Genomic DNA, 9,639 nt, shown 5'->3' with positions numbered 1-9,639 from the left:
CAGCTATGGACCACATTTAGCCTTAGAAAAGGAGATTGCCGTGTTTTTTGAGCGACCATCAGCCATCGTATTCTCCACAGGCTATACCGCGAATTTGGGGATTATCAGCACGCTTGCCAGTCACAATGCCGTGGTATTGCTGGACGCTGACAGCCACGCCAGCATTTATGATGCCTGCGCGTTAGGTGGAGCTGAAATTATCCGCTTTCGCCATAATGACGCGAAAGATCTCGAGCGGCGCATGATGCGCCTTGGTGAGCGCGCCAAAGACGCAATCATCATTGTCGAAGGCATTTACAGCATGCTGGGCGACATTGCGCCACTGGTCGATATTGTCGAGATCAAAAAACGGTTGGGTGGCTTTTTAATTGTCGATGAAGCCCATTCCTTCGGCGTGATGGGCGCGAAGGGACGGGGACTGGCGGAAGCCGCCGGTGTGGAGCAGGATGTTGATATTATTGTGGGAACCTTCAGTAAGAGCCTGGCTTCTATTGGTGGTTTTGCCGTCGGCGATCAGGGCATGGATGTCCTGCGTTACGCCAGTCGTCCCTACATTTTCACCGCATCCCCATCGCCGTCGAGCATTGCAACCGTCCGCTCTGCGTTGAAAACGATCGCAACACAACCGGAGCTGCGCCAAAAGCTGTGGGATAACGCAGCGCGACTGTATGAAGGGCTTGAGAAACTGGGCTATGAGCTGAGTTCGCACATCAGCCCTGTGGTGCCGGTGATTATTGGCGCAAAAGAAGAGGGACTGCGTATCTGGCGAGAACTGATCGCCGCTGGCGTTTATGTGAATCTCATTTTGCCACCGGCTGCCCCCGCCGGGATTACGTTGCTGCGTTGCAGTGTTAATGCCGCACATACCTACGAGCAGATTGACGCGATTATTCAGGCATTTGCACAGCTGAAAAAATAATCCGCTCTGCGCAGCAGATATTCTTCCTGAGAATATCTGCTGCGATGTCTTACTCCTGTCCATCACGCCGTCTGATGAATGTTGCGATATCAGGGTTGGCGATCGAATCGATAAACCAGTATTAATGCCACCGCCAGGAGCAATATTGGCGGTGCCAGCGTTGTCATTTGCACGTTCAGGGAATAGAGCAGTCCCAGGTTGACGATGATCTGGTCACAGACGTAAGTAAGTAGACCAACGATCACACCGACGGCCAGTCGACTCCCGAGTCCGGGAGCGCGGGGGGTGCTAAAGGTGAAAGGGATCGCCAGTAAAATCATCGCCAGGATTAAAAGCGGATGTCCCAGCTTTAGCCACAACGCCAGCGTAAATTCGAGACTGGGTTGACCTGTACTCTTCAGGTAGGAAATATAATGACTGAGTTGTTTAACTGAAAAACTGCTGCTGGGCAGGGTGAGTTCCTCAAGACTCATGTCCGCGAACAAAGATGACCACACGACGTTCTCTTTCGTCTCGATTGTCTCCTTACCGTTGGCCCACGCTTTTTGATTGACACCCTCAAGCCGCCAGACGCCGTTATCTGAAATGGTGGCGGTTCGCGCATAGATATACCGTTGCAGAGAGTGGTCCGCCCGGTAGTAAAAGAGCTCAATGCCTTCTGGCTGGCGATGCGCATCCAGCGATTTTACCGTCACAAACACATTGCCGCGCCGGGCCCACAGAATGTTTCCTGCCGTATCGTGATTGCTGTAGCGCGTTTTAATCTGCAACGCCTGTTGTTGCATCGGCGAGGCAATCCATTCATCAATGACGCCGAGGGCAACGATTAGCATCAGTCCCGCGCTTAGCGTCACTATGGCGATTTTGAAAATTGAGCATCCCGTGGTGCGTATGGCGGTTAATTCCCCGCTTTTCGACAACTGTCCCAATCCGATAATGCCACCGAGCAAAGCGATAAACGGACCAAGATCGATAAGGGTCCTCGGCAATGTCATCAACACGACCATCACCGCCTGCGTCCAGCGGTATCCGTCTGGACTCACATCATCGAGTTCGCCGATCAGATTAAAGGTGGTAAACAGGGGAAGCAGTAACCCTGCAGCCGCCGCAAATCCTAAAAAGAGATTGCGTATGATATAGCGACTGAAGATTTTCATTTATACGTTTTCCATCGCAGCGTGCCGTCGCGAATCAACAGAATCACCAGACCTGACAGCATGAGCAGGGGGACCAGCCACAGTCCCGGCGTGATGGGCAACGCACCGTTGGCAACCAGCGTACGGCATATATTACCGCCATAAAAAATGATGACGAATAAGAGCGTGAGCGGGAGCAGTGTGGAAAACCGTCCCTGGCGTGGCCTGACGCGGCTTAACGGGACTGCCAGCAGCCCCATGAGTAACGCGCAGACTCCGCGACTTTCCCGCCATTGCAGTTCAGCGGTATCCGCCGGTGCAGAGGAACGAGCGAGCGTCTGTATGGATTTCGCCTTGCGTTTGACCTCGCCATTCTGGTCGAACGGTTTCATATTCAGTTTGAGATTGCGGAAAAGTTGCTCGTTATCATCACGGCCCTGATGATCCAGGACATAGGCGGTACCGGAGTGCAACATCACTGAGGGCGTCGTGGAGGAGGGATCAACAACGTCCACGCTGTTGGCCCTGAAGATACTGGTTTTACTGGCAGAGGCGGTGTAGATCAGCGCATCATTCAAATGAGCCGTGTCGGGGTCAATCTGACGGGCGAGGATCATCCGTCCATTGTTGTTGACGTTAAACTTTCTTGCCTGCAGGTGACGGACATCCAGCTCTGACTGCGACTGCTGTTCTAACTGATATATTTGTGCGTAAGCCCAGGGTCTGCCGTACAGAGACAGGAGCAACACCAGAATACTCAATGGAATGGCGAGGAACATCACGGCGAGATAAAGGCGTGAAGGCGTGGCACCAGCGGCGGCTATCGCCGTCATTTCCGAATCGGTATACATCTGACCAAGGGTGACGCCGACGGATACATACAGACCGACCGGAAGCAACATCTCCAGCGCAATCAAAACTTTATAGAAGACAACATTCAGCACAACGCCGAGGGCTAATGTCCCGTTGGCCGCTTCGGTCAGGTAGCGCTGTGCGCAATAGCAGGCGAAAATAAAAATCAGAAAGCCCACAAGTGTCACCACCAGTCGACAAATACCGGTCATGATGTAGTGTTCAATTAATTTCATCACAGGCCTGGCGATTCGTTAACCATCTTTTGTACCATCGCGATGACCTGATGCACCTCTTTCGGCGTCAGATCACCATCCTTAGCCCACGAGACGCGGCCTTCTTTATCCAGCACCAGAATGGTTGAACTCATCTCATTGAGTTGCCAGGTTTTGCGTCCCAGTCCGCTGCTGTCGATGATAAATTGTGCCCACGGGTAGCGACGTTTGTTTTTTTCTATCTTGCCGAGAACAAAGAAACCAGAACCAAAGATCACATCATCGGTATTCACGATGGTGGTCGGTTGAAAGCGGTCCAGAGGGAAATGGGCGGCCTTAACGGCTTTTATCAACATTGCGTTTTTCTTTTTTGCCGATTTTCGCCCGGCAATATACTGAACAATGCGCACCTTTCCTGCCAGTTCACCGCTATTCCAGGTTCGGTAGCTAAACGTATCGCGATTATCCAGCAGTAATTCGCCGCGATCCGTAATGACAATGGGCTTAACCGGCTGGCCACCGACAAAGTTATGTGCTGACGCCAGCCATGGCGAGAGCAGAAGTGAAATCATCAATAATCGACGTATCAGCATCGCAAATCCTTTATTTCGCTGAGTCGGGATGGAGAATCCTGTGTCGGGCAATCTACAGAGGATAACGGGCGAGCCATTGCTCTATACGGCCACGAATATCGCCATTCAGTGCGCAGGGCTCGTCGTACGGTGTTCGCATTTCCATTGCATCGGCCACCATCTCATCATGGCGGTCTCCCATCAGACCGTTAATAGCAGCCAGAAAGCGGGAGATGGCGCGAGCATCGTGATTGTCAGGTTCGAGAGAGCGTAACGTATCGAAATAAGAAACCTGCTGACTGATGATTTTTCGCATAGTGTGGAATTCACGTCCTGTCAGTTGCGGTTGGGCCAGCAGATCCCGTAGCGTGCGCATTTGCGCCTGACAATAGGTGGTAAATCCGTTGGCCGTTTCTGGCTGACTGTGGTGTAAGGAATACTGGACAACCCACCAGACGGGAAGGCTCAGGAAAAGACGCAAGCGCTTTCCATAGGTGGCAATAATCGTTTTATTTCCGTTACGAAACCCGTCCTGGAAGTGGCCGAGAAAAACGGTGGTTTTGCTAAATAAACGGCCTGCCTGGTGGTTCTTGCGATAGAGACGCAGTGCGAAACGTAAATGCTTATAACGCGCGCGAATGTATTTGTACTGCATCCGTTCGTTATCTGACAGCTCGCCGCCGCGTAATTGTTTCAGCACCAAATGCAGTAAGTCCGTTCGGGTAAAACCCTCCTCCCAAAACTGCAGGCACAAATCATAACAGCGACGGATATTTTCCTCGGTGCAGTAGGTATGAATATGTTCCGGTAGCGCGGCATGGCGATCAACGATGTCGTCTTCTTCCACCGCCGCAAAGAGGCGTTGAAGAACGTCTGGCGAGAATTTTTCGTGTGTCATGAGTGAGTCTCTTTGCCTGCGGTAAATGGCAAGCGCTGACGATGGCGATAGGCGTGTAATGTCGGGATCAGGGAAAGCAGCACATCCAGGCATTGTCCGGCGAAATAAGCAAATGCCGCGCCGATTACGCCAAAGAGATGCGACAGCCCTGGTAGCAGGACTATGTAGGCGATAGAAGCCAGGGTCTGTGCGGTCAGAAAAGCCCGCTGTTTGCCGGACATAAGCAGCAGCGATTCCTGAGGAAAGCCCAACATTGAGACGATAATTGCACCAAGCATAATCTGGATGAGGTCATACGCCTGGAGGTATTTGACGCCAAAAACCAGCGAAATAAGCGGCTTACCAACAATCACCACCGCAAGTGCTACGACGATTCCAATCCCGCCGGCCAGCAACGCGGATTTCATTCCCAGTTGCCACGGCTTTTTGCTGCGCGGATCTAAGCGCATCACTTCGGGATAAAAGCTCTTTGCAAGCAGCTGTGCTGGCGTTCCTGTCGCATCAAAGAAAGTCATCGCAATTTTAAACAGCCCGGCGGCGGCAGGGCCGAGAACGACACCCACCAATACCGTGCTGCAGGAGTTTCTCGCAGACCAGATCGTGTGGGCAAAGTTGGTTGCCCAGACAAAATTCCATGCGCCTTCAAGGCGGCGCGCCGACTTAAACAGTCGTGGGCGTAGCGCACCGTGAATATTCCGGCTACGCAGTTCGCGCGCGGCAAACCACCAGTACATTGTGCCGCCGACCAGGCTGGAGGCGTACCAGGTGATCACAAAACCGGCAAACCCAAAATCGCCGAAATACGCGATAACGCTGCCCAGCGCGCGCAGGAAAGGTTTGGTGGCCTGCTGTACGGCAATCAAATCAAAACGGTTTACCGCCCGCAAAATCCCCGTTGGGGTTGATGAGGCCATTGAAGGGATCAGCGTGCAGTACAGCATTGCCAGCCAAAAGCTGTCGGCATCGAGGCCTAATGAATGCGAAAGAAACGGCAGTAACCCCATCCCGCAAAGGATCGCCGCAGCACCGCTGGCGATATCCAGGCTAAAGGAAAAAGAGATCACATCGCGGAACTGCTGCTGATTATTATTTTCCAGCGCGGGTGTGCCGTACTGAACGACCAGTTGCCAGGTCTGGAATTTGGCAAAATCGCTAATGGCTTTGGTGTACGACTGAACAATGACCAGCACGCCGAACATCGCAGGCGTCATCCCTTTACCGGCGCAGGAAAGCGCCAGTAACCCCAGCAGGGCGCTCACCACATTGCTGGAGCCTAAATAGGCGCTGTTACGAATGATGGTGCGAAACGCGCCATCAGCAAACCACTTTTTCATGGGATAAAAAACCGCCAGACCTGTTAATGATCACTCAGCAGGGGCAAACCCGCCCAGCATAAAATCTCAGGCCAGTGACGCGTACGTGCCTGAGTTCAGAGATTCTTTTGCTATGGGTGCTCCCCGATTTCGGGCAGGACGCTGGCGTGTTGTGATAAAACGCGCCTGCGCTGAGAATCCCGGGCCGTAACGGAGGCGGCTGTCAGTGCTTTTTCCAGCACCTCGCGGTAGGGCGCTCTGGAATCCAGATCGAGAATTCTCGAGCCGTTGTAGGTGAGCTTCATCATGACGTCGATTTTGTCGCGCAGCTCGTTGTAGTCGTGGTCGGGCTTACGGGAAAATGCGGTACCAATATCGATATCAAGACGAATGATGAGTTCAGGACGATATAACGCCATTTCCTGATACAGGCGGGATTCGCGCCTCGCCATGCGGGTTTTCACCCAGCCCGTTGCGCGTTCGACGCCAATCCCCGGTCCGTCATAATGAAAACCGGAAATTTCGGCCTGAGGGTAGCGATCGCTAATCACCAGCACGCCGCTTTGCGCCAGTCGCCGGACCTTGCGTAAGTTAGCCATCCGGCGTAGCGAGAATCCGTACATAATTAACGCCGCCCAAAGTGCGGGAGCCCGGGTACTCATGCTCTGCGTTTTTGACGACTTGGTCGCCAGTCGTCGTTCAAGCCATGTCCCGATAAGCGGCAGACGTTTGATTTTGTCGCCATCTTCTCCGGAAACAAGTCCCAGATAGCGGCGTTCAGTTACCCACTTTTGCTGCAGGTTTTTTACCAAATCCGCCGTCAGCGTGGATTTACCGGTGCCATCACAGCCCACCACGGCAATCAGTCCCGGAATATATTCCGGTAATGGCCCGTTCTGGGGGCTTAAGTTCTCTGTGTCCATGTCGTTCCGTCTTAAAAAGGACTCGCAAATCCGATCCGGTGATCGCGAAGAGAGGTCTGAATTGAGCGTAATGACTCAGTAAGAATTTTATCCGCCGACTCCCGACCGTTCAGTTCGAGGATTGGTGCTCCGTTGAACGTCAGATGCGGCGTGACCGCGATCTTCTCGTGGAGCACGGCAAGGGGATGATCAGGCTTACGTGAGAAGGCGGTTTCTTCATCGATATCCAGCCGGATCAACAGCAGAGGCCGCCAGGAGGCCATCCACTGGTACAACTGGAGTTCACGGGCTTTCAGGAGTCGTACCCACCGATTACCGCCAGCCGTTTTGGCCAACTGTGGCCCGTCGAAGCGAAAACCGGGCACTTCCGCCTGGGGATAACGATCGACGATGAACAGCGTGCCTTGCCGACTCTGAATTAGCATGCTGCGGAATTTGTATGCTCTCCAGCAAGAGAGCAGGAAGATCACCAGCGCCGTGATGTTTCCTGGCGGCGCAGAAGGACTCTGGTGTACGTGTGCCGCTTTTTTTCGCAGATAACGCCCCAACAACGCCCCGACAACAGGCAAATGTTCAATCCATTCACCAATACGACCAGAGGACTGCCCGAGATAAAGCTGTTTTGTTGGCAACTGTAGGGCGAGATGCGACGTCAGGCTGGCTGCCAGGGTTGATTTACCTGAACCATCGCAACCGACTATAGCAATCACCCGTGCGAAAGGGGGAGGTATAGTGGGAATAGTATATTGACTCACGAAAGATCCAGTTTAAATAATTAATTGAGGGCGGCGGTTGTGTGCCAAGAATATCTGTTCAATAAAGTTGTGACAATGGGTAATTGTCGTTTTAGTATTAACAATTATATCCGAAAGGAGAATCGGATAATAAATTATTCATGGTGGGTATTTTTATTTAAGGGTGCATTTATGCAATCAATTAAACCTCCGCTAATAGCCGTTATTGGCAGCGATGGTTCGGGGAAAACAACGGTCTGCGAACATCTTGTTATCTGTTTGCAGAAATATGGCCCGACTGAAAAAGTTCATCTGGGTAAACAGGCGGGAAATGTAGGGCGCGCCGTGGTTAAATTACCGTTAATGGGTAATTCATTAGGTAACGTTATCGAACGTAATAAAGTTAAAACTGCAAAAAAATTACCTGGAGTGGTACCTGCATTAGTGATTATGTTTTTCGTTGCGCGTCGGTTATTGCGGTTTCGCCATATGCTGACGTGTCGTCGGCAGGGCCTCATTGTGTTAGCCGATCGCTACCCTCAGATACAAATCCCCGGCGCTTATGATGGTACCGTATTTCCCGCCAATACAGAGGGGAGTCGCTTCGTGAGTTGGTTGGCCGAACAAGAACGCTCGGCGTTTCACTGGATGGCCAGCCATAAGCCGGATTTAGTGATAAAACTGAATGTTGATCTCGACGTTGCTTGTGCACGCAAACCCGATCACCGTAGAGAAGCGCTGGCAAGAAAAATCGCGATAACACCGCAACTGACCTTTGGCGGTGCGCCTCTGGTTGATATCGATGCTAATCAGCCGCTGGATGAAGTGCTGGCGGATGCGGAAAAAGCGATAACCGCGTTTATGGCTGCTCGTGGCTATCATCACACTGAAGGTAATCAGCCCGCCGTTAGCTTTCATCCTCAGTAAGTATTGATGCCCAGTCTGGCGAGCTGGGCATTCTCAGGTATATTCCGTTTCGCTAAGCCGGCAGTTGACTTAGATAAGTCGCAGGGAAGCCCAATACAGAAACCCGGACAGCAAAATCGCCGCTGGTAACGTGAATACCCAGGCCATTGCGATGCTGGTGACGGTTTTCCGCTGTAATCCGCCGCCGTCGACGATCATCGTTCCTGCGACGGCGGAAGAGAGCACGTGCGTAGTAGAAACCGGCATCCCGATATAGCTGGCAAGACCAATGGAGATCGCCGCCGTGATCTGTGCGGACATTCCCTGGGCATAGGTCATCCCTTTTTTGCCAATCTTCTCGCCAATTGTGGTGGCCACGCGCCGCCAACCGATCATTGTCCCCATGCCCAACGCCAGCGCGACCGCCATGATTATCCAGATCGGCGCATATTCAATGGTGCTCAGCATGTCGGTTTTCAGTTTTTTCAACAGATGCACGTCGCTACGACTGATATCCGCTAGTTTTGCCACTTTATCTGCCGTATCGGAGATGCACAGCATGATGCGTCGTAACTGACCGCGTTGCGGCACGCTTAAGGTGTCGTAACTCTCCAGGTTTGCTGGTAACAGTGTTTTGACGCGACCCAGGGCATCCATCGTATTCGCCGGATGGCAATGAAATTCGGTGGTTGAGGAGGAATTCGCTGTCGGTGCAGTAAGCGGTTGAGCCTTATCCACTACCTGTTTTATCACGTCAGGGTGCTGCTGAAAGTATATTTCAAGATTGCTGACAGCATCACGCGTGCGGGTGATTTCGTAGCCTGAAGCGCTCATGTTCACCACGAAACCGGCAGGCGCAATCCCCACCAGTACCAGCATCACCAGGCCGATCCCTTTCTGACCATCGTTCGCGCCGTGAGAGAAGGCCACGCCCGCCGCTGAGGAGATGAGCGAAATACGCGTCCAGAATGGGGGTTTCTTTTTACCGCCTTTCTTTTTCCGTTCTTCAGGAAGACGGTGGATGCGATCGCGTTTTTTAGTGCCGCTCCAGTAGCGGCGTAGCAGGAAGATCAGGCCGCCTGCGATCACCATTCCGACGACGGGAGACGCAATCAACGACGCAAAGATATTGACCACTGCCGGGATGTTTAGCGCATCGACTACCGAAGTC

General features: G+C 52.6%; 10 protein-coding genes. 2 read left to right on the top strand and 8 right to left on the bottom strand.

The window, feature by feature from the left end; translation table 11 throughout:
* On the top strand, positions 1–919 hold a 919-nt coding region (locus tag AB7E14_RS02845), incomplete at its 5' end, for an aminotransferase class I/II-fold pyridoxal phosphate-dependent enzyme (protein ID WP_428169314.1).
* Positions 920–1,008: 89 nt separating this feature from the next.
* Here AB7E14_RS02845 and lptG read toward each other — a convergent pair.
* From lptG to AB7E14_RS02810, 7 genes are all read right to left on the bottom strand, one after another.
* Complete coding sequence (gene lptG / locus AB7E14_RS02840; protein ID WP_044264025.1) at positions 1,009–2,076, bottom strand: LPS export ABC transporter permease LptG; 1,068 nt, start codon at positions 2,074–2,076, stop codon at positions 1,009–1,011.
* Positions 2,073–3,143 carry an LPS export ABC transporter permease LptF gene (lptF, locus tag AB7E14_RS02835; protein WP_316962195.1) on the bottom strand — a complete coding sequence of 357 codons (1,071 nt, stop codon included), beginning with the start codon at positions 3,141–3,143 and terminating at the stop codon, positions 2,073–2,075. The genes lptG and lptF overlap by 4 nt, the downstream gene beginning before the upstream one ends.
* Positions 3,143–3,715 (bottom strand): YtfJ family protein, encoded by a 573-nt coding sequence (locus tag AB7E14_RS02830; protein WP_043001067.1) that lies wholly within the window; start codon positions 3,713–3,715, stop codon positions 3,143–3,145. The genes lptF and AB7E14_RS02830 overlap by 1 nt, the downstream gene beginning before the upstream one ends.
* 52 nt (positions 3,716–3,767) lie before the next feature.
* Positions 3,768–4,592: a hypothetical protein gene (locus tag AB7E14_RS02825; protein WP_316962196.1), complete on the bottom strand. Its 825-nt coding sequence runs from the start codon at positions 4,590–4,592 to the stop codon at positions 3,768–3,770.
* Positions 4,589–5,926, bottom strand: a complete 1,338-nt coding sequence (locus AB7E14_RS02820) for a lipopolysaccharide biosynthesis protein (protein WP_316962197.1) — start codon at positions 5,924–5,926, stop codon at positions 4,589–4,591. The genes AB7E14_RS02825 and AB7E14_RS02820 overlap by 4 nt, the downstream gene beginning before the upstream one ends.
* Before the next feature lie 110 nt (positions 5,927–6,036).
* On the bottom strand, positions 6,037–6,828 hold the full coding sequence (locus AB7E14_RS02815; RefSeq protein WP_058587896.1) for a hypothetical protein: 792 nt from the start codon (positions 6,826–6,828) through the stop codon (positions 6,037–6,039).
* Between the two features lie 11 nt (positions 6,829–6,839).
* Positions 6,840–7,583: a hypothetical protein gene (locus tag AB7E14_RS02810; protein ID WP_044258095.1), complete on the bottom strand. Its 744-nt coding sequence runs from the start codon at positions 7,581–7,583 to the stop codon at positions 6,840–6,842.
* A 171-nt stretch (positions 7,584–7,754) separates the two neighbouring features.
* Between AB7E14_RS02810 and AB7E14_RS02805 the strand changes: the two genes are divergently transcribed.
* Positions 7,755–8,489 (top strand): dTMP kinase, encoded by a 735-nt coding sequence (locus AB7E14_RS02805; RefSeq protein ID WP_058587897.1) that lies wholly within the window; start codon positions 7,755–7,757, stop codon positions 8,487–8,489.
* 69 nt (positions 8,490–8,558) lie between these two features.
* On the opposite strand, the gene AB7E14_RS02800 is transcribed toward AB7E14_RS02805, so the two are convergent.
* Positions 8,559–9,639: inorganic phosphate transporter (locus AB7E14_RS02800; RefSeq protein ID WP_428169313.1), on the bottom strand; the 1,081-nt coding region annotated here is incomplete at its 5' end.

This window comes from Citrobacter sp. (assembly GCF_050252275.1).
GTDB classification, from domain to species: Bacteria; Pseudomonadota; Gammaproteobacteria; order Enterobacterales; family Enterobacteriaceae; genus Citrobacter_A; species Citrobacter_A amalonaticus.
Note: the sequence above shows the minus strand (reverse complement) of the source record. Positions and strands in the feature narration are given on the sequence as shown.